Origin of the sequence: Paenibacillus sp. EKM301P (assembly GCF_011800295.1) — a bacterium.
Lineage (GTDB): Bacteria > Bacillota > Bacilli > Paenibacillales > Paenibacillaceae > Paenibacillus > Paenibacillus polymyxa.
Window position 1 is genome coordinate 626,062 of the sequence record NZ_JAALFM010000002.1, and the last position, 21,005, is coordinate 647,066.

General features: G+C 48.7%; 14 protein-coding genes. 1 reads left to right on the plus strand and 13 read right to left on the minus strand.

What is annotated here, in order from left to right; translation table 11 throughout:
* Positions 1–40: 40 nt before the first annotated feature.
* The 12 genes from HFD99_RS08105 to HFD99_RS08160 all read right to left on the minus strand — a co-directional run bounded on the left by HFD99_RS08105 (position 41) and on the right by HFD99_RS08160 (position 18,435).
* Positions 41–1,042 carry a proline racemase family protein gene (locus HFD99_RS08105; RefSeq protein ID WP_031462997.1) on the minus strand — a complete coding sequence of 334 codons (1,002 nt, stop codon included), beginning with the start codon at positions 1,040–1,042 and terminating at the stop codon, positions 41–43.
* Positions 1,039–2,247: an NAD(P)/FAD-dependent oxidoreductase gene (locus tag HFD99_RS08110; RefSeq protein WP_031462996.1), complete on the minus strand. Its 1,209-nt coding sequence runs from the start codon at positions 2,245–2,247 to the stop codon at positions 1,039–1,041. Before HFD99_RS08110 ends, HFD99_RS08105 begins: the two co-directional genes overlap by 4 nt.
* A gap of 152 nt (positions 2,248–2,399) precedes the next feature.
* On the minus strand, positions 2,400–3,923 hold the full coding sequence (locus HFD99_RS08115) for an Ig domain-containing protein (RefSeq protein WP_123796844.1): 1,524 nt from the start codon (positions 3,921–3,923) through the stop codon (positions 2,400–2,402).
* 70 nt (positions 3,924–3,993) lie between these two features.
* Positions 3,994–5,100 carry a M24 family metallopeptidase gene (locus tag HFD99_RS08120; protein WP_025364154.1) on the minus strand — a complete coding sequence of 369 codons (1,107 nt, stop codon included), beginning with the start codon at positions 5,098–5,100 and terminating at the stop codon, positions 3,994–3,996.
* A gap of 18 nt (positions 5,101–5,118) precedes the next feature.
* Entirely contained in the window at positions 5,119–6,045 is a 927-nt protein-coding gene (locus tag HFD99_RS08125) for a carbohydrate ABC transporter permease (RefSeq protein WP_016821430.1), read from the minus strand.
* Entirely contained in the window at positions 6,042–6,947 is a 906-nt protein-coding gene (locus HFD99_RS08130; protein WP_017426328.1) for a carbohydrate ABC transporter permease, read from the minus strand. The genes HFD99_RS08125 and HFD99_RS08130 overlap by 4 nt, the downstream gene beginning before the upstream one ends.
* Before the next feature lie 33 nt (positions 6,948–6,980).
* On the minus strand, positions 6,981–8,336 hold the full coding sequence (locus HFD99_RS08135) for an ABC transporter substrate-binding protein (protein ID WP_225164849.1): 1,356 nt from the start codon (positions 8,334–8,336) through the stop codon (positions 6,981–6,983).
* Between the two features lie 123 nt (positions 8,337–8,459).
* Complete coding sequence (locus HFD99_RS08140) at positions 8,460–10,052, minus strand: response regulator (RefSeq protein ID WP_025364152.1); 1,593 nt, start codon at positions 10,050–10,052, stop codon at positions 8,460–8,462.
* 16 nt (positions 10,053–10,068) lie between these two features.
* A complete protein-coding gene (locus HFD99_RS08145; RefSeq protein WP_025364151.1) occupies positions 10,069–11,895 on the minus strand; it encodes a sensor histidine kinase in 1,827 nt (608 codons plus the stop codon).
* Between the two features lie 13 nt (positions 11,896–11,908).
* The gene (gene melA, locus HFD99_RS08150) at positions 11,909–13,207 is read right to left on the minus strand and encodes an alpha-glucosidase/alpha-galactosidase (RefSeq protein WP_025364150.1); all 1,299 of its coding nucleotides are present in this window, start codon (positions 13,205–13,207) and stop codon (positions 11,909–11,911) included.
* A 135-nt stretch (positions 13,208–13,342) separates the two neighbouring features.
* Positions 13,343–17,368, minus strand: coding sequence for a DUF5695 domain-containing protein (locus tag HFD99_RS08155; RefSeq protein ID WP_025364149.1), 4,026 nt, complete (start codon positions 17,366–17,368; stop codon positions 13,343–13,345).
* 374 nt (positions 17,369–17,742) lie between these two features.
* A complete protein-coding gene (locus HFD99_RS08160) occupies positions 17,743–18,435 on the minus strand; it encodes a TetR/AcrR family transcriptional regulator (protein ID WP_025364148.1) in 693 nt (230 codons plus the stop codon).
* A 136-nt stretch (positions 18,436–18,571) separates the two neighbouring features.
* On the opposite strand from HFD99_RS08160, the gene HFD99_RS08165 reads away from it, so the two are divergent.
* Positions 18,572–19,924, plus strand: a complete 1,353-nt coding sequence (locus tag HFD99_RS08165) for an MATE family efflux transporter (protein WP_016821439.1) — start codon at positions 18,572–18,574, stop codon at positions 19,922–19,924.
* Positions 19,925–20,025: 101 nt separating this feature from the next.
* Here HFD99_RS08165 and HFD99_RS08170 read toward each other — a convergent pair whose 3' ends face one another.
* Positions 20,026–20,913 carry an AraC family transcriptional regulator gene (locus tag HFD99_RS08170; protein ID WP_017426321.1) on the minus strand — a complete coding sequence of 296 codons (888 nt, stop codon included), beginning with the start codon at positions 20,911–20,913 and terminating at the stop codon, positions 20,026–20,028.
* Between the last annotated feature and the right edge of the window lie 92 nt (positions 20,914–21,005).

Genomic DNA, 21,005 nt, shown 5'->3' on the forward strand with positions numbered 1-21,005 from the left:
TCTCCCATTTTTATTTACTTATTTAAATGATGCAAAAAGCTCACATCAGCAAAAATCCCTCTCTCAGCGGGTCGTCAGGGTCCAGCACAAATTGATGATGTCCCGTCACCCAAGCCGAGCCTGTAATTTGCGGAATCACGGCCGGATAAGGACCTACCTGCGTCTCGCCCACAATTTCAGCCCGAAACATGGAGCCTGTGATGCTTTCATGCACAAACGGCTCGTGCAAGCCCAGCTTTCCCTTGGCGTGCAGCACCGCTACCTTGGCCGAGGTTCCTGTGCCACAAGGGGAGCGATCGATACCGCCTGGCGGAATGACGACAACATTGCGACAATCGGCCTGTGAAGCCACGGGTTCTCCGTAAAATTCAATATGCGTCAATCCTTGAATAACCGGATTTTCAGGATGTACTACCTCAACAGCAGCATTCACTGCCTCCCGAATCTGTACCGCTGTTCGTACAATTTTTGCTCCATTGCTCTGATCCAGGACAAGACCGAAGGAGGCCGCCTCTATAATGCCGTAAAAGTTTCCTCCATAGGCAATATCAAGAGTAACTCGACCGATGTCCTCTACCTGAACCTCCACCTCACGGCGGTACACAAAGGAAGGAATATTGGTGAACGTTACTTGTTTCACCTTGCCCTCATCTATATCCAGCCGTACTTGAACCGGGCCTGCCGGAGTGTCCAGCAATATAGATTTTTTATCCGCAGCAATCAGGCCACCTTCCACCAGTGCCGTGCAGACGCCAATCGTATCGTGACCACACATCGGCAAATAGCCGCCTGTTTCTATAAAGACCACACCCATATCTGCAGCTGGATGACAAGGCTCTGTTAAAATGCAGCCTGACATCACCTCATGACCACGCGGCTCAAACATCAGCAGACGGCGAAAATCATCATGGTGCGCTGCCATATAAGTCATCTTTTCCAGCATGGTATACCCTACCAGCTTAGGCGCGCCGTGGATGACTGTCCGCGTCGGATTGCCTCCCGTATGAGTATCAATCGTAGTAATTCTGCCCGCTGCACTCATCCAGTTACCTCCCCGTGAATATCGTGGCTGGTAAAAGCCTCTCCGAATCGGTCATAACGCAGCGGCTCTACCGGAATACAAGTGGGTTCGCCGCGTACCATTTCGGTCACCAGCTTACCTGTAACCGCCGCCAGGCTAATACCATCTCCTTCATGGCCTGAAGCGATAAATAGCCCCGGTACTTCATCCACTGCGGATATGATGGGCAAATGATCAGGGGTCCATGGACGCAAACCCGTATACGCCCTCATCAGCGGCACATTGGCCAAGGCAGGAAAGAAGCGAATGGCTCTGCGGGCGATTAAGCGAATCACCTGCTGATCAACTCCTGTATCCATACCGACAAACTGACGGCTGCTGCCAATCAAAATGTTCTGGGATGCGGTGGGCTCAAATACCAGCGCTACACCGTATTTTTCATAAACCTCATCTACACTCCGCTGACCTCCGAACTTGCTCATCAGATAACCGAACTCCATCACCTTGCGGTTTCCGATCGAAGGCATTCGGGCAGACACCAGTATATGTCCTTTGCGCGGTATAATCGGAAGGTCCAAACCTAGCGAATGACCGATGCTGCGTGTCCATACACCTGCGGCCAACACTACTGCATCAGCATGGATCACGCCGTTTGGCGTCTCCACTCCGCAGGCGTTCCCCCTTTCGTCCTTGAGAACCGACTGTATCGGCATGCGCGGCAATAGCCTGGCTCCCATCCGACGCGCGGCCCTGGCCAGGGCATACGTCATCTGCACCGGATTTACAGTAGAATCTGTCGCACACTCCAGTCCGCCCGGCAAATCTTTGGCTAGATACGGCCATTCCTCTTGCAAATCCTGCTGATCCAGCATGCGAAACGGAAGCCCTTCCTGCTGCTGGCGGGTGACCCACTGCTCTGCGGCCTGCATCTCCTGGTCGTTTTCACAGACCAGAATACTTCCAGGCGCACGATACTCAAATTCATCTTCCAGTTCCTTAGCCAGCTCTGCCACCAGCTTCTGTGATAACAGTGACATCCGACTGTCAAAGCCGGGCTCTTTGTCGATTGCCAATATATTTCCATCACATCGGGAAGAAGTACCTCCAGCAATTTCCCCTCGTTCAGCCAGCACGACCTTCATACCAGATTTAGCTGCATAATAAGCGATAGCTGTACCGATGATTCCACCGCCTACAATGACCAGATCCGCCGCATCGTGTTTCATTCGTTTTCCCTCCCTTCAACCGTTTCCATATGAATGGAAAACAATCCGGCGGCTTGCCCCAAAGCTCTATTTTGGCAAGTTGCTTTATAGTCATTCAGCCCCATCCAAGTTCAGTCAAGACATTCGGGACAGCCACCTCTTGGGGGCATTCATTACAGCTTGAGCGTAAAGGTTTGTGTGACAGGCTTGCTCAGCTCGTCATAATCCCGCAGCTGTATGGTGAACGTATACGTCTTGTTGGCTGCTCCGCTGTCTGCTTTTCCGCTAATCGTTCCTGTAAAGCGGTCCAGTGTAAAGCCTGTGGGCAGTTGACCGCGGGTCACCGTCCAATCGTAAAATGGTACGCCTCCCTTGGCTTCCAGCTTCGCCGTGTATGTCTTTCCTTTGACGGGTGCTGGCAGTTGCTTTGTTATGATTTCTGGCGCGAGGAAAAGAGTCAGGTCCTTGCGCAGCGGCCAGCCTGCCTTTTCTGCTACAAGCAGCGAAAGCTTCGTGTTCATCCAGCGCCGGGTCGGGAACAGGTGGCGCCAGCCTCCATTTTGTCCGCTCAATCTATCGACCTCTGCAAGCTCTCCAGAGAGATGATAGCTGTCGTCCAATGCAGCCGGTCTGTGCTGATAGGCCATAATATCGGGGTCATTGCCAGCCGCTTCCTTCAGCGCCTTGACGCCTGGGAACGTGTCGCTGAATACAATTGCATGACCGAATTCGTGCATGATCAGCCCGTGCACATCTGTCACCTTGGACAGATCAGATTGATACCATTCTTCATCGTCTACCGATGTGAATGGAATGGCATCATCATAGAAATCCAGAATCAGACTATAGGAACGGTTTAAGTTCCCTGGGACGGTCACACCGTTACGTGTATGGTAATTGCCATTCGCTGCCGGAAAGCCCGTAGAATACGGCCCGTTTAGCCCTCTCATAAATACCCACATGCCTTTGTAGGGTTTGTTATTCGTCACCTGTATTTCATTTTGCCAATCATCTCCTGGCAGATGGTTTACTTCCGCATTGGCAGGAACCTCATCAAACGGCTTCAGATCAAAGAAATAGAACCAGTCCTTCACTGCCAGCTCTGCGGCTTTTTTGGTAGCCGCGTCATTGAAATAAGGCTTGATTGTATCGAATCTGTAGTCAAAATGGAGGGGGATTGTGGGTTCTTCATTATCGTCCTGATCCAGCACACGAATCGGAATAGACTGAGTGGTTGTGTGACCGTTATTTTCGGCAACGGACATAGACAATGTATAGTTCTCTATTTCACCGTTTCCTCCAATCCGGTCAGGATGAATGGCCAGCCGGAAATCCTTTTCCTCCTGTGCATTGGCAAAGGTCAGCGTTTTGCTTGCTCCTTGCGCCGACAGCGTACTTGGCAAATCCATCATCAGTCGGGACGTGCCTTGCGCTTTTAACGTAACGGTTAACGGAAAAGCGGCATTGGCAGGCGGCTTCACTTTTAGCTTCACATATGGGTTCGCCAGATACCCTTGCCAATCGACCAGATCTATACCATAGTCGTTCACCGTCCGGCTAAAGATGTCGATGACTTTTACATCCGATTCTGCCTCGGCATAAGCCTGTTGACCCGGAAGAACTGGTGTCAAAGCCACAATGAGAGAAGTTGCCAGTGTGGTAAGCCATACTTTGGTTTTCCTTTTATGCGTGTTCATTTGATCCCTCCATCTCGTTTATTGGGATTTTTTTCAATTCATGGATAGTTATCTATAACGCCACTGTGTTTTATAACAAAAGCAGCTCCTTGGGCGAGGCAGTCAGCACCTTGGCACCGTCATCTGTGATCAGTACATCGTCCTCAATCCGAACTCCGCCGAAGCCCGGAATATAAATGCCCGGTTCCACGGTAATGACATGTCCTGGTACAAGCACAGATTGGCTCTCACGGGACAGTCGCACCTGCTCATGAATCTCCAAGCCAAAGCCGTGGCCCAATCCGTGACCAAACTGTTCTCCATAGCCATAGGAGGCAATCACATTCCGCCCCAGACTGTCTCCCTCCCGACCGCTCATGCCAGAGCGAAGTCCTGCAATCGTCGTCATATTCGCTTCCAGCACAATAGCATACAGTTCCTCGTGCCGTTCTGATGGATTTCCAACGAATACGGTACGCGTAATATCAGACAGATAACCACGCACATTTGCGCCAAAATCCATCGTGACAAACTCGTTCTGACCAATTTCCTTGTCACTGGCCAGTCCGTGGGGCAGGGCCGAGCGTTCACCTGAAGCAACAATGAACGCAAAACCGCCTGATTCCGCGCCTGCGAGCCGGAGCTGATATTCCAGTTCCGCCGAAATCCGCCGCTCTGTAACTCCAGGCTGAATATAATTCAGCACTTCCGTAAAGGCGGCATCGGTAATACGCGCAGCTTCACGGATGGTGTGAATCTCTTCCTCGTCCTTCACGTCACGCAGCCGTTCAATTACATCCTCCGTTGGCACGTATTCCAACGATCCTAGTGCGGCTTGAAGCTGTCCTGACTGTTGAAGTGAGACATGCCGACTCTCTAGACCCAGTCTACGAACACCCAATTTACTTGTGAGGTCAGCGATGGTCTGGAAGATTTGTGCCTCATGCCGAATAACTGAATATTCTGCTGCCTGATCTGTTGCCTGCAACATATAGCGGAAATCCGTCACCAACAAAGCCTCTTCCTGCGTAACGAGCGCAATTCCGGCGGAGCCTGTAAATCCGGTCATATATCGTCGATTGGGTCCATGTGTAATAAGTAGTGCATCTATCCCTAGAGCCGGGAATTCCGAGCGTAACCGAGCCAGTCTGCCTGGAACACCCTGTAACCGTTTTGCTGAACCGTTGGGTTTATCCAAAGCTACATCAGCCTCCTTCTAGCCTTTAATCCCTGTCAGTGTGATGCCTTCAATAAAATAGCGTTGTCCGATAAAAAATATCAGGACGATCGGAGCCAAAATCGTGCTGGATGCCGCCATCAGGTAAGGCCAATTGGTATTGTTCAATCCCCGAAAAGTCGCCAGCCCCAGCGCCAGTGTAAAATGCTTTTCGTCACTCAAATAAATAATCGGGCCCAAAAAGTCGTTCCACACATCAATAAAGGTAAATATCCCGATCACGATCAATGCAGGCGAAGATAAAGGAATAATGACGCGCCATAATACAGTTAGCGGTGTACCTCCATCCATATAAGCGGCTTCGTCCAGATCGCGCGGAATCGTCAGCATAAATTGTCGCATCAGAAAGATGTTGAACGCCCCTCCACCAAACCATGCAGGAACAATCAGCGGCAGAAATGTATTCAACCCGCCCAGTTCACGCCACATGACGAAAGTAGGTATGAGCGTCACCGCATAAGGCAGCATCATCGATCCGATCAGCAGAGAAAAAATCAGATTACGTCCAGGCCAGCGCAGGCGGGCAAAGGTAAACGCCGACACAATCGAGGTCATCATTACTCCTGCCAGCACACACACCTCAATGATGAACGTATTCAGAAAATACCTGCCGAACGGTACCGAAGTCAGTGCTTCTGGGTAATTGCTCCATTGAAAAGGAGAGGGTATCCACTCTGGCGGGAATACGAAAATTTGCGATGTTCCCATCAGAGAGCTACGAATGAGCCATACAAATGGCAACAGCATTAAAACACTGCCTATCATTAAAACGATATACAGTACGATGCGGCTGATTTGGAATGGTTTGGAACGGGCGGCGGTAGCAGGACTTCGAGAGCGTTCAGGCTGTGGAAGTGGATGTTGCGGTGTGTCTGAAGGTTTGACAGAAGAAGTAACCTGATTCATGAACGTTCCCCCCCTTCATAGTGAACCCACTTTTTGGACGTGGAGAAAATCAGAACAGTTAGGACCATAATGACGAAAAATAAGATCCAGGCCAGCGCTGAGGCGTAGCCGATTTTGGTCTCCGTAAAGGCTGTGCGCCACAGGTAGAACACATAGAACAGGGTTGAATTGTTAGGTCCCCCATTTGTCATGACATACGCCTGATTGAATGCCTGAAAGGTGCTGATTAAAGACATAACCAGATTGAAGAAGATGGTTGGTGTCATCGAAGGAATCGTAATATGAAAAAATTTATGCAGTCTATTGCCGCCGTCTACCTCAGCTGCTTCATACAGATGGGTGGGCACTGACTGAAGTCCCGCCAAAAAGATAATGACTGTATTCCCAATCCCCCAGGTGCTCATCATGATGAGCGAGGGTATTGCAGTATTCTCGTCATAAATCCATTTGCTCCCTGGCAGTCCAACACTCTCCAGCAGCGAGTTTAACAGACCAAAATCTGGGTTGAACATCCACAGCCACAGCATCGTGTTGGCAATACTCGGCACAATGGTAGGTAAATAGTAAATCGTGCGGAACACCGACAAACCTTTTACCTTTTGATTTAATAGCAGTGCAATGATAAAAGCTGCCGCCAAGCCTAGAGGTACGCTGCCCAGTGCATAATACGTGGTCACGAACATGGATTGGGAAAAGGTAGTATCCTCGGTCAAAATGGTTCGGTAATTATCCAATCCAATAAAGGTCATCTGTCCACCAATCGTCCAATCGGTCAAGCTGAATACGAACGATGCCACAATCGGTCCAATCGTAAATATCATTAATCCCAGGATGGCAGGCAGCGCGAATAGCAGACCCCAGTTTCGCTCCATGCGCATCATTCCTGATTTTGGTCGCTTCATGGGCCGTTCTCCTTTCGCAGCTGTCCTGCCGCATTATTCATCCGGATACACTCCTTGAAGTAGTGGCTGAATAATGGGTTCCAGTTCATCCAGCGCCTGCTGCGGCGTCTTCTTGTTCGTCCAGATTAGATCCAGCCCTGGGGTCAGCTTGGAACCAATATCAGGCCAGTTGCGAAGAGTCGAAGTTGACGGCTTGATCGCATAATCTCTGGCATACTCAATGCCAGCCTGTTGAAATTCCGGTGGATGTGCGGCATTATTCGTCCACGACTGGATGGCCTGCTCGTCGGTATAATATTTCTCTTCGATAGGCATCCATAGACCGGACTTGAACAGATCCACCTTTTCAGGATTGTTATGGTACAAATAAAATTCGAGCGCTTCTTTCGGGTGCTTGGTGCTCTGGAAAATAACTGTGGCCCCCGCAACGATCATCGTTTTGGGCTCTTTAAGCTTCGGCAAAACGCCGATACTCCATTGCAGCTGCTTGTTGTTTGAAAAATCGAGCAGGGACCATGTTCCGTCTACCACCATAGCCACCTTTTTGGTCTGGAGCCGAATCGTATTGGACGGCATGTCCTGCTGTTGGATCAAATCAGGAGAAACATGCTCCTTGAAAACCAGATCTTGCAGCTTCTGAAACACCTCTACCGACTCAGGGCGGTTCAGAGTATACTTCTTGCCTGTTTTGTCGGTTAAACCTCCGCCATTGCTTGCTAAGAGCGGCCCCCAGGAGCTGCGGTCGTTGCCAAAGGCAAAGCCGTATTGCACAATATTTTTCGGATCAAATCCGCTGTCTCCCGGATGCTTGCCGTTCTGATCCTTGGTCAGCTTTTTGGCAATCTCCAGGAATTCATCCCATGTCCACGCTTTTTCAGGATCAGCCGGAGGAACGGGTACCCCTGCTTCTGTAAACAATTCCTTGTTGTAAAATAGCTGCATCACTTCCAACGCAGTGTAATTGCCGATAGACTTGCCAGGTTCGCTGTAAAGATAGGAGGATTTGAGCTTGTTTTTTAATTCGGGATATTCGTCATAATAGGAGGATAAATCTAGGAGTCTACCTTCACTTGCCCATTTCATCGTGAGCGAATCGCCCAGGTAGGCGATATCAGGAAGCTGATTGGCAGCCATTAACGTGTTAATTTTCGTGGTGTAGTCACCAGGAACATGCTCGCCTTTCACCCGAATGTTCGGATGGGATGCATTAAAGCTTTGAATCATCTTTTCCATTGCCTGCTTTTCGTCATTGCTCCCCCAGTACATAAACTTGAGTTCGACCGCATTGGGATTAGCCGGTTCGCCAGCGCTACCACTGCACGCCGTCAGCCCTGTCAGCATCGCCGTCATCACCAGAGCCATCCATGTCCGTAACCTTCGTTTTCGCAAATCAACCGGCCCCTTCCTGAACTGGTTTCTCCTTACAAGCCTATTATGCGCCGAGAGCCCGAAGCCGACCACCTAACGACTCCAGACTCTCTTTGTTTTGGTATGATTTTTTTAACAGCGCGTTTACAAAAATGTTTTGCGGAATTCCGTTGGCGTTAATCCGGTATGCTTTTTAAAGGCAATACTAAAATAGTTCGTATCTGCGAAGCCCACAGCCTCCGCCACCTCTGCCACCTTGCGATTCGGGTCCAACAGCAATTCCCGGGCTCGCTCGAAGCGCACACGCGTCTGATACTCAGCGAAGCTTTCACCTGTAACCTGCTTAAAACGGGCACTCAAATATTTGGGACTCATATTCATGTACGCTGCAAGACGGTTCAATCCCCCATCCTCCTGAAGGTGCTCACGAATCCATTCCTTGGCCCGTTGGAATTTGCGCGGAATCCCCTTTTCGCGCGATTCCCGGACTTGGCGACCCACCCGGACAAAATAGCGCGATACATAATCAATCATCTCAGGTCCGTGCCGCAATCGGGACAGTTCCAATAATGGGTCTTGCTGCTGTATGGATGTTTGTCCTTCGGATGCATCGCTCTGAACAATACGCATAACGAACAGAACAAGCTGAGTGACGATCATTTTCACCTGATTGACAGGCAAGCCCGCTAATTGTCCAGACCATTCCTGCAAAATCGCATGTACAGCAGCATCATTGCCGGCACGAATTTCCGTAATCATCAGCAATTCCTTCTCCAGCAAATGACTACTGTTCGGCTCAGCCGCCTGAATGCTCTCGAAGGGGATGATCTGGCTATAGCCCACCCACCCCCGATGCTCCACAGCCTGTACTGCTTCCTCATATGCTTCAGGAAGCTGCTCCATCTGTTGTACGGGACGGCTAATCCCGATGGACATCCCCTGACTCAATCGTTCCTGCACCGCCTGACGAATCTGCCGGGCCGTCTGCTCCGCTGCCCTGCAAGATGCCGCCGCCAGCAGTACAACACGCCGATCACGGGAAACCGCCGCACCATGCGCCTTCGTCCCGGCTGCTGCCGCAGCCTCCCAAGCCAACTCGGCGAATACATGCGTGCTCTTATTGGTGGAACTCTGCGACTCGCTAGGAGCGGATGCTACCTGCTGCGAGGCCTCCTCCAGCTCACAGCACAGCACAGTATAAGGCGGTCTGCTCGTCTCGCCGAAAAATCCCAGCCCGTCCATCTCCTGAACGACCTCGGCTGCGGGGCGCCGCTGCTGGAGCAGATCCAGCAGCAAGTGCTCCCTGTACAATGGCTCCAATGAACGATGACGGTGAATAGCTTCCTCCTCGCTTCTACGCCATTGCGCAATGCGATCCTCAGCCCGTCTCAGAGCCGCTTCAAAGTCTTCGCTTGTCACTGGCTTGAGTAAATAATCAACCGCTTGAAGCGAAACGGCCTGACGAATATACGTCATGGATTCGTACCCTGTCAGGAATAACAGCGGGGTCTGCTGATCCTTTTCCCGAATGGTTTTGGCTATGTCCAGCCCACTCATATCCGGTAAATTAATATCCAGTAAAATCATGTCCGGTCGCCGCTCCGTATACAACCGTAATGCCGTTGCGCCGTCCTCCGCCATATCACTGACTTCCACTGACAGGCCACTTTCCGCCACCATCAGCCTCAGTCCCTCCCGAATATGATATTCGTCGTCCACAATCAGCAGCCGGTACATGCCATCCTCCCCTTTCTTATTCGGTTCGAATGGGTGCCAGTAAGGTAACCGAGGTGTACTGACCCAGCTCGGTTGTCACAGACAGACCATATTGGGGACCATAATGCCGAAGACGTTCATGTACATTGCGGAGTCCAAAGCCAATCGCACTCCCCCGCTCGGCATCTAGCGATTTCCGAATATCGTCCAGACGCTCGGCTCCAATACCGCCCCCATCATCGCTAACTGTTAAACGCAAAGCATCGCCTTCCCTCGCACCGGATAACATAATATAGCCGCGGTCGGTACGCCCTTTCAAACCGTGGTAAATGGCATTTTCAACGAGTGGCTGGAGAATCAGCTTGGGTACGTAAAACCCGCAAATATCCTCCTCGACTTCGCATATCCACTCGAACGAATTCCGAAACCTAAACTGCTGTACCTTTACATAGGCGCTTACATGCTCGACTTCCTGTCCCAAACTGATTTGCTCTCGACCATAACTTAGCGAAATGCGAAAGCATTTACCGAAGGCACCAATCACCTCTGCCATATCCCGCTGCCCATTCGCCAGCGCCATTCCCTTCAGTGACTCCAGTGTGTTGTACAGAAAATGCGGATTAATCTGCGCCTGAAGCGCGCGAAACTCGGCCTGTTTGCGCGACAGCAACGCTTCGTATACTTGCCCGTACAGCTCATGATTTTTTTGCATCATATGAAGAAATCGCTCCCCGATCTGCCCTACCTCATCCTTAGGGTTAAATACAACGGAAGCAGGAGCTTCAGGAGCTTGGGCTGAGGCCGTGGTGGTCACACTCCCATCCACCGCCATTAATCGGCTCAATTGAAGCAGGGGGCGACGAATTGTATCACTTAGCCGATAAGACAGCATCCAGCCCAACACCAGTGCAATCAAAAAGGTCCAGATGGTCCAGGCCCCAATTTGCCGCGCGTCCTCGAATAGTACGGACTGATCGACTTTTTGTAGGAGCGTCCATTGTCCCTCGTTTAACGGTCCGTAGGAAATCATCGTCTGGCGGCCGTTCCATGTTCTCCAGTCCTTCGTAAGCACGGGTCTATCCACAGCAGATTTGGCGATTTGTCGCAATAGCGATAGGTCCGCAATGCTCTGCTCCGGCAATCGGTATACAGGCTCGCCTTCCTGATTCAGCACCCACATCTGGGTATTGCTGTCTGTTTCATGAAAAGCAAGCCCCCGAAACAGACTGTCCTTGTCGATTTCCAACAGCAAAAATCCAAGTGGCTCATAATCTCCCGTCGTTTTTCGCAGCAGCTTCCCGACGTATATACGATCCTCCGCCATCCCGCGTCCTGATTCAAACGGCGGATGAGCCATCCACATCATAGGTTGCTCGGCGAGCAGACGGCGGTAGTACACACGTGCTTCCTTTAATGTAGGAAGGCCGCCAAAACGGACCGAAACATTCCCTTGATAGAGGGAATGCTTGAGTCCGCCATTGGCGGCATAGATGAGCGAGGATGTGATATACGGCTTGGTCTGGGTTTGCGTACGAACGACCATGCTGAGTGTTTCGTCGTTCCGCAAGTATTCATAATCATCTTCCGGCTTGGTCTCCAGTGTGGACTGCACATCAGGATTGCTGAGAATGGCGTTGGTTAGATCATTCAAATCGGAGAGTGTCGCATTAACGTAATTTTCACTCATTTGCCGGGACTGCATTGCCAGTGCTTCTGACTTCTCACCAAGAGAATGGGCCGCAATCCGGTAAAAGGTAAAGGTCAGCACTACCATCGGAATGACGGTCAGTACCAGCGTCAATACGATAAATTTCCCACGGATCGTAGGAATCCCGGCAAACTTTTGACGCCCTCTGCCCCCCATTCATCGGCCTCCCTTACACATAAGCGGGAAGCCATGTCCCGTGCGCTGCAATCAGGTCGTCACACAGAGAAACGATATCATCCATGGATAACTCAGCTGAAGTGTGCGGGTCCAGCATAGCGGCGTGATAAATATGTTCTTTTTTCCCCGTAATCGCAGCTTCAATCGTTAATAGTTGGGTGTTGATATTCGTTCGGTTCAGTGCAGCACATTGGGGCGGCAAATCCCCGACAAAGGTCGGCGTAACCCCATTACGATTCACCAGGCAGGGCACCTCCACACAGGCTTCCTTCGGCAAATTGGTAATCAAACCTGTATTCATCACATTACCGCCAATGGCAAAAGGCTGATTGGTTTCAATTGCCTCAAATATATAAGAAGCATATTCGTTCGACCGTTCATGGCGCAGATCCTGATTGCCCAAAAGTTCCTCACGCATCGTCTCCCAGCGTTCAATCTGGCTTACGCAGCGGCGCGGATATTCATCCAAAGGAATATTGAACCGTTCAATCAGCTCCGGATATGTCCGTTTGATAAAATACGGATGATACTCTGCGTTATGCTCGGACGATTCCGTAATGTAATAGCCGAATTTCAGCATCATTTCAAAGCGCACCATATCATGATGCTTTTCCTGCTGCTTGGCGGCAGCCCGCTTTTTAATCTCAGGATACAAATCCACCCCGTCCTTGCTCACTTCGAGCAGCCATGCCATATGATTGATACCTGCAATTTTCGCCTTTACCCCTGCCTGCTCCAGTCCAAGACTTTTGAACAACTCCGGTATACACGCCTGTACGCTATGACACAGCCCTACTGTCCGGACACCGCCGTGTACGTTCATTACATTCGTCAACACAGCCATCGGATTTGTATAGTTGAGGAACAGTGCTTCCGGGCATACTTCGCGCACGTCTGCCGCAAAATCGAGCATCACGGGGATCGTTCTTAAATTGCGGAAAATGCCGCCAATGCCGACCGTATCGGCAATCGTTTGGCGCAGACCGTATTTTTTGGGAATCTCAAAATCCGTAATCGTACACGGATCATAGCCGCCCACCTGAATGGCATTTACTACATAGGCTGCTCCACGCAGTGCTTCCTTGCGATCAGTGTAAGAGCGAATCACACAGGTACTCCCCGTTGTTTTTTTCAAATTGGATAAAATATTTTCCGAATCCTTCAGCCTAACGGGATCAATATCGAACAATGCCAGTTCGAAGCCCTGTAAAGCAGGCGTCAACATACAATCGCCAAGTACATTTTTAGCAAATACCGTACTGCCTGCACCCAGAAATGTAATCTTGCTCATACTTTGTCCCCCATTCAGCTTTTTGTTCGCAGCTTTGCACCTCAAATGCAAGGATACCCATCGCCACTCTCCCCTTTGCAGGAAGAAAGTGACGATGGGAAAGATTAGCCATAACTATGCGTTGTTGCCTCCCACTCAGGATACCCCCACTGATTTAGCTGGGCTGATAAGCCGAGGCGGCAAGACAGATGTTACCGGGGATGTCGTAGTTGGCGGAGTTGTTGAAGTCTCCGGGCTAACTGATGTTGCCGGTGAAGCCACGGCCCCTGCCTCCATTACGGTCACCTTGACTATTGCCTTCAACTCCGTCCCTTCCACCTTGCCCTTCAATTCAAACGAACCTGGAGCAGCATATTGTGCAGGGTCCATATCCTCCCATTCCACAGCTACCCATTTCGTGGAGCCTTCTCCATACGTAGCTTCCACTACGCTTGGCAGTTCAGGTTTTTCACCCACATGAGTGGTTACACTCACCTCTTTTAACGCAGTGATGTCCTCAGTTGCCACCAGACTCTGTGCTGTACCAGAGGCCAGACCTGCCACCTCGTTTGCATTCAATGCGCGGCTGTAGATCCGGAAGTCATCCACCAGACCATTGAAATATGGATCAGGGTACTGGGACTTACCGATGAAATTATTTTTCGTTTGTCCCAGACTGGTTGGATTCAAGGTCAGATTGGTATTGCGTCCCACTTCTTTCCCATCCACGTACAAAATACCTGTGGAGCCCGAAAGCGTGACCGCAACATGCTTCCATACGCCTGTCGGCAATACAGGGGCATCAATCGTCTGTTCCTGTCCTTGCCCGTTACCCTGATTCGTAATGGCAAATAGCATCCGGTTCCCGGCTTTAGGGGTCAGGAACATATATTCATTGGTCCCGGAGCCGAAGTCAAAAATCCGCACATAATCGCTCAGGCTGTTCGCTTTGACCCAGCCGGATACGGTCAATTGCTGTGCCCGACTGACAATTCCCGCCGGAAGCTGCACATAGCTGTCCTTGCCGTTCAGACTGACAGCATTGCCTGTTTTACCCACAGCCCATGCCACGGTCCCCTTAACGGTAGCATCATTGCCGCTATCTGATGAATCCACAGCAAGAGCACCGCTTGTTTCGTCAAACTTGTAAACGGCAAGCCGTTCAGGTAACGGTGCCGCCGGTTCAGCGATCACAGTTACTTTAGCCTCTCCTAATAACTGGGAATCGCTGGCTGTCAGCTTGAAGATATACGTTCCTGGCTCGGAAACATCCACCTTCGTACGTATTGATGTCTTGCTGCTGAATGTGACCTTCGCATTCTGTGGTCCTTCAACCAGACTCCACTCACTTGTCACTTTTCCTTGCGGAAGCCCATCATCTGTAGCCGTACCTTTCAGAATAATCTGATCTGGCAGCTTCACCTTGGAATCTTTGCCTGCATCAACGACAGGTGCTTTGTTGGGATCTGGTGTGGTTGGTGTCAGCTCTACCGTATAGGAGGATGCTGTACCAATTTCCAATTTAAGCTTATTGGTTGGTGCATACGCATTAAACTTGCCTTGCGATTGTCCCCCCACTTTAACCAGGTACGTTCCTTTCTTTAAACCATCAAATGTAACGTACGTAGAATGAGCTTGGCCCGGCGTTTGATTTTTCAATTGAAGCCATACATTATCCTTGGATGTTGCCAGCTTGGCTTCAGTATACTGATCCTTTTCCAGCTCGATATACAGCTTTTCCGTGATCAAATTGACCCGTTTGAACAAACCGTCCAGCGGCTTGATCGTATACACGTTACCGCTTTTGCTCACCTCTGCACCGTAGCCCGTCAATCCGAATATCGGATCAACCGCGATATCCGCGCTTAAGGTTTTAAGTGCACCGAACAATCCGAGGTCAGCCTCACCGCTCATGCCGCGCCAGCCGTTAAAGAGCGGGACGTTTTTACCGCCGCCGGTGCCGTTTGTTCCGTTATTGCCTTTTTCCGCTTGATACGTCCATGCGACCGCCCCGATGTTCTCAGGGTCCGAGCTGATTTGCCCGGAGTTAATCGCTCCGACATTGGCAATTTTGGCAGCATAGGACAGCCGTTGTTGCTCCTCGCGATGATTGTCCTCATGATGACGAATCCAGTCATCCATCGCATATCCCGCAAGTGAAGTCGTGTACTGGAAGTTAAACCAGTTCTCCCCGGTAATCGTCACCGGATCGGTATAGTAGTACCATACAGGCATATGACCGCGTGACGCACGAGTTTTGGCATTAATTTTCCCCATCATTTCCAGGGCTTTACTTTGCTCGCCCTCTGTATCTATATTCTGCTTGGCTAACGTATATACAGCCTCTTCGCCTGTATTGTCGTAGCTATATTCAGAACCGTAAGGATACTTTGTATTTTTAAAATTGTTATATTTGCGATCCATTTTTTCCTTGAGATCATTCGCTTCATCATCGTAGCCCTCATCATGCAGGGCCTGAATAATATCCGGCGTGGTCAGCTCGCCCATCAAACCTGTTTCCCAGTTGTACGCAACGGGTCCTTCATATAATGCTTTGAAAATGTTATAGGCCCGCAGCAAATAGGTTTCCTTCGGATGCTTGTAAGTGACGAGATCCGGGTATTCCTTGGCAATCTTATACATACTGAAATACGTGTTGTATACATGCGGGTATGCATATCCCCGGTAGGTCGGTGTATCATTCGGCTCCGGCATCAGGAAATCATGAATTAAATAGTCCTCATGATGTCCATTCATCAGATTCGTCCAAATTGCCGTCTCCAAATAATCGTCTATGGCCCGCACCTCTTTGGCGACTGGAGAAAGCGTATTTTTCTCAGCCAGGAACTGTCCGTGGGTCAGTCCCCAATCGTCCCCCCAGCCCCAATAGCCGTTGAAAATGTTGCGTTTGGATTTGGTATGCATCATCCAATCGTCAAATACCTTATCGCGCAAATCACCTGGCACGTTCCACTGGGTTTTGTCTACCATAAAGGTAGCGTGCCGTTGTAGCGCCTGATCAATCGGTTCGATGGCATAGAATTGCAAAACCGTTTTGCTGCCATTGCCGTATTCCACCGTAATGAAATTCGGGCCCAGCTTAGTAAATTTCAGTTCATAAATGTGGTGTCCTCCGGCCTTGCTATCCGTCTGCGGAATAACGGTTCCGTCTGGATAGGTCACCTTGTTGATCGTTTGCTTGGTACGCAGATCCACCTTCGCCTTTTGATTCGTAGGCACAATCATGCCTGGTACGACTGTAGTATCCACCAAGTTTTCTTGATACAACGTATCTTTTACATCATGCTCGTCCTTCACCGCCAGAAACTTGAAGCCATAGTTTTTGCTTTGTCCGGGATTTAGGATCAGACTTGTGTTGGGTAAATATCCACGGTTGGTGGACTTGATCACATTGGAATGAATATAAAATACATTCAATCCCTCCAGCCATTTGCCTTCGTTGGCCGGGTTCCAGGCCCACTTGCTGCCTGGATGCTCCTCATCTCGCCAATGATCTTGATATTCAAAGCCTGCTCCTGTTGTGGAATCAGGAATCAGTAGCAGCGATGAACCAATGCCGCTCGGTCGCCCAGCTGTAATATAGGAGCTGTTATTGCCGACAAAGGAATGCGTCACGACTCTCGTTTCGTAAATCGCATCACCATAGGTCCACTGCTCATTAAAAGGTAAAGGCAATCCAAAATCGCCAATCTCTAATTTTTTGCCACTCGTATTCTGTACCTGTATATTCCATAGTACTGAACCATTCGACTCCGCTGAATAGGTTTCAATGACTTTAAAATTGCGTATGCCTTCTGCATTATTTGAGTTCTCATACGTGACCGTAACACGGTTGCCGCTGGTCGTAATCTTACGTGCGTCTGCCGACTTATTTGTCCATGCCTTCGTCCAGCTACCTTCATCCAGTCGGTACGTGAACATCAGCTCCCCTAGCCACTGATGATCTGCCGTGTTCTGCTCAGGTGTCACCGATGCGTTCATGACATATTCCGTCGGAAAAGCATCTCCTTTGATACGGATAGATGAAATCTCGCCATGCTCTCCTGTCTGAATCGTCAGCTTGTCATTAGATAGCTCATGAGCCTCTGCCGTATGCGCCCCAAACAACACAGACGCTGTGGTTAAAAACAAAAACGCCGCCAATATTCCCTTAAATTTCATCAACACGGCCTCCTTTTTGATCTCGGGGTCCTGATTTGCTTGTCAATCACCTGAAGTCTCTTCATTTCGCCGCAACCTCCTTGGAAATGTAAGCGCTACAACTCTATTGTACAAAGCCTTGTCCATTGGTAAAATCAACATTTTCAACCGATTTATATAGGATTTCAACCTAATTGTGTCGTGGGATGAGTTACGACGAAGGAAGTGAGCGCGCGCGTGCAGATTGTGCTTCCGCTCGCTGTTGCAACGAAATTTTTTCAAGAAATTTATATTGAGCTGCTATAGTGGGGAATAAAGTTATATATTCAATAACAATTTAGGGTAAACGCAAACCTAATTAAAACAGCCCATCCATTAATGGATGGGCTGTTTTTTTACATACTACTTTCCTGCTCCTTGATCACCTGCTCAATCCCCAACAAAATCAGCCTCAATCCGAACTCAAATGCTCTATCGGTTCCCATCAGTTCGAACAGCCCATTTTTGAACATCCGCCGGAATAGTCCTACTTCTGTCTCACTCATGGAATCCAGAAGGTGAATCATCTCTTCACCCGGAAGTGCTCCCTTGCCCTTATCCTTAAGGATCGCGGAGACATTACGTTCATGCTGATAATCGTCCAGGACGAAGTAGGAGACATAGTTCACAAGCGTTGTAACCACTTGCATTTTCTGCTCTTGCTCAAGCGGCGCCGACTCCACGCAGAGCAGCATACGGTTGGTGAACCGGATGATGTCCGGTTCGTGGGGCAGCGTCATCATCATGAGCTGCGTGGAGCAGGGGTACCGATACAGTACACTCCGCATCGTTACCGCCAGCTCCCTCAGTTGCTCCTTCCAGTCCCCCTCGGAATGAAACTCCTCCAGAATCGTTTTCGATACCTGGTTGGCCAGACGCTGATAGAGATTCTGCTTGCTTTTGAAGTACCAATATAGAGAGGGAGCCTGAATCCCCAGCCGATCGGCCAATCGTCTCAAGCTGAATTTCTCGATACCATCCTCCCCTAGAAGCTCCCACGAAGCTTCTAAGATCTTATCTTCCGAAATCTGAGGTTGCTGCTTTTTCATCGGTTATCCGCCCTTTAATCTAACAGTGTAAGTTTATTCTTTACAGATTTATTAATTCATGATAACATCTAACACTGTAAGGTTCAATCTAACGGTGTTAGATTAGGCCAAATAAATAAAGAAAGCAGTGACTCGCATGGATGCAGAAAACCTCCATTACTTTGAAAAAGCACCGATCGCTAAAGCCGTAGCTCACTTCGCTGTACCGATGATGCTAGGTACGTCAATGAGTGTCATCTATTCCATCTTAAATGCCTATTTCCTTGGCACTCTCCACAATACCGCCATGTTAACCGCACTCGCACTAACCTTGCCGTTATTCGCGGCCATTATGGCGATAGGAAATTTGGTTGGCATCGGCAGCGGTGCATTTATCTCCCGATTGCTGGGAGAGAAAAAGTATGCTGATGTAAAGAATGTGTCTTCATTCGCCTTTTACAGCAGTTTAGTTCTCGGTCTTATCTTGATGGCCCTTGGTCTCCCGTTGATCGATTCACTCGTTCAGGGTCTGGGGGCGACACCTGACTCCTTCGGCTTCACGAAGGACTATGTCACGATTATGCTTATAGGTTCGCCATTCGTCGTATTATTCTTCACACTGGAGAATATCGTGCGCTCGGAGGGTGCTGCAATTACGTCGATGATCGGTATGATACTCAGTGTTGTCGTGAATATTATTCTCGATGCGCTGGTCATCTTCGTTTTCCATTGGGGCGTGATCGGCGTTGCGTCAGCTACGGTTATTTCTAATGTGGTTGCGAGTATATTCTACGCCTTCCATATGGGATATAAGAGTCAATTTTTAACCATCTCCATAAAATGGTTCAAGGCTACCAAGGATATTCTGAGCAATGTATTCAAAATCGGAGTTCCCGTGTTTATTATGAGTCTCTTCATGGGTGCAATGTCACTCGTCTTTAACCATTTTCTTGTCGAGTATGGGGATCAGGCCATAGCGGCTTACGGAATTTCCTCACGTTTATTACAATTTCCTGAGTTTATTTTGATGGGCTTATGCGAGGGTGTTGTACCATTGATTGCCTTTAGTTTTACAGCGAATAAATTACGAATGAAACAAACCATTGGATTTACAATCAAAGCGATTTTGGCCTTGGCAGTCGTGTTTGGCATCATCGTCTATCTGATTTCCGACCATCTAATTGGTTTATTTACCAATGACCCGCAATTAATTGTAATGGGCAGCTACATTCTCCATGTGACCTTCTTATCCTTGTTCATTACGGGGATGACCACGTTGTTTACGGGGATTTTCCAAGCAACGGCGCAGGGAACCGCTGCGTTTATTATGTCCGTCATACAGGGAATTACCCTGATCCCCGTGCTATACATTGCCAATCGAATGAGTGGCTTCCACGGGGTGGTCTGGTCGCTCGTCATTGCGGATGCCGTCGCGTTCCTTGTTGGAGCTATTATGCTGTATGTGCTGCGGAACAGATTGCAGCCAGAGCTGGATCATTTAGTACAGTAGAAAACATATAACATGCAAGAAGGCAGGATAAGGACATTAACCGATCCTGTCTTTTTAGATTCCGCCGCTACTTAGCGTGGTAGATAAAAAAGCCCTGAATATCAATCATCCATTTTTAATTTTTTGTAGGCTAATGGTGTCATGTTCATCGCTTTTCTGAATCTTTCTATAAAATAGCTGGTACTGTTAAATCCAACCTTATAGGCAACTTCTGTAACGTTAGATTCTGCTTGTTGCAATAAGACTAAGCTTTTTTGAATCCGATAATCCATTACATAATTCAACGGAGTTACCTTTAAAATTCGTTTGAAATATCGGCAGCACTCCGAACGACTCAATTGACCAGCTTTTGCAATATCATCTAATGTGACTTTTTCAGCATAATGTATATAGATCCAGTTTAACATTTGTTTGATCCGTTGATTCTTTACCATTTCCACCTGGTCGTATTCTAATGGAAAACCATTCATGACTAGGTTTTTCCAAATTAATGTTAAATACATCGTAATATCGATTTCATAGTATGGAGATTTATGTTGAATACATTGATTAATCTTCAACATGGCATCTAAAATGTTTTTCCCCCAAAGCTCGTTAGAATCTATGTATACATAAGGTAAATTTGTCGCTTGAATGTAAGGAGCTACGTAAGGTGTGTAAAGCTCTTGTGATAAAACGAAATGAGGAGAAACATTTAAACAGACATAGACGCAACCCGATTGATTCTGATCTTCCGCCATATGTAGGCAGCCACTATTTATAAATAACCCATCACCTTGTCGTACGATTCGTTTATCCTCATTTATTTGGAAGATCGCCTCCCCTTTTACAACCAGAACAAATTGAATTTCATCATGCCAATGAAGTGGTATGTATCCATGTATATTTTGGCTAATCGTTGTTTCATAACATGCAACCGGTAGTACGACCGTCCGATGCTCGGTTAGTTCTTTTAGGTTTTGGCCAATTATGAAATCTTTTATTTGCAAATCATCACGACCTCAATATATTTATATTTTAACATCAAATTCAGGTATAATTTAAAATTTTTTTCACCTATTATAACACTATTATTATATTT

Coding starts and splice junctions, on each gene's coding strand:
- HFD99_RS08105 (WP_031462997.1), bottom strand. CDS start 1,042: ATGAGTGCAGCGGGCAGAATTACTACGATTGATACTCATACGGGAGGC.
- HFD99_RS08110 (WP_031462996.1), bottom strand. CDS start 2,247: ATGAAACACGATGCGGCGGATCTGGTCATTGTAGGCGGTGGAATCATC.
- HFD99_RS08115 (WP_123796844.1), bottom strand. CDS start 3,923: ATGAACACGCATAAAAGGAAAACCAAAGTATGGCTTACCACACTGGCA.
- HFD99_RS08125 (WP_016821430.1), bottom strand. CDS start 6,045: ATGAATCAGGTTACTTCTTCTGTCAAACCTTCAGACACACCGCAACAT.
- HFD99_RS08130 (WP_017426328.1), bottom strand. CDS start 6,947: ATGAAGCGACCAAAATCAGGAATGATGCGCATGGAGCGAAACTGGGGT.
- HFD99_RS08140 (WP_025364152.1), bottom strand. CDS start 10,052: ATGTACCGGCTGCTGATTGTGGACGACGAATATCATATTCGGGAGGGA.
- HFD99_RS08145 (WP_025364151.1), bottom strand. CDS start 11,895: ATGGGGGGCAGAGGGCGTCAAAAGTTTGCCGGGATTCCTACGATCCGT.
- melA (WP_025364150.1), bottom strand. CDS start 13,207: ATGAGCAAGATTACATTTCTGGGTGCAGGCAGTACGGTATTTGCTAAA.
- HFD99_RS08155 (WP_025364149.1), bottom strand. CDS start 17,368: ATGAAATTTAAGGGAATATTGGCGGCGTTTTTGTTTTTAACCACAGCG.
- HFD99_RS08160 (WP_025364148.1), bottom strand. CDS start 18,435: ATGAAAAAGCAGCAACCTCAGATTTCGGAAGATAAGATCTTAGAAGCT.
- HFD99_RS08165 (WP_016821439.1), top strand. CDS start 18,572: ATGGATGCAGAAAACCTCCATTACTTTGAAAAAGCACCGATCGCTAAA.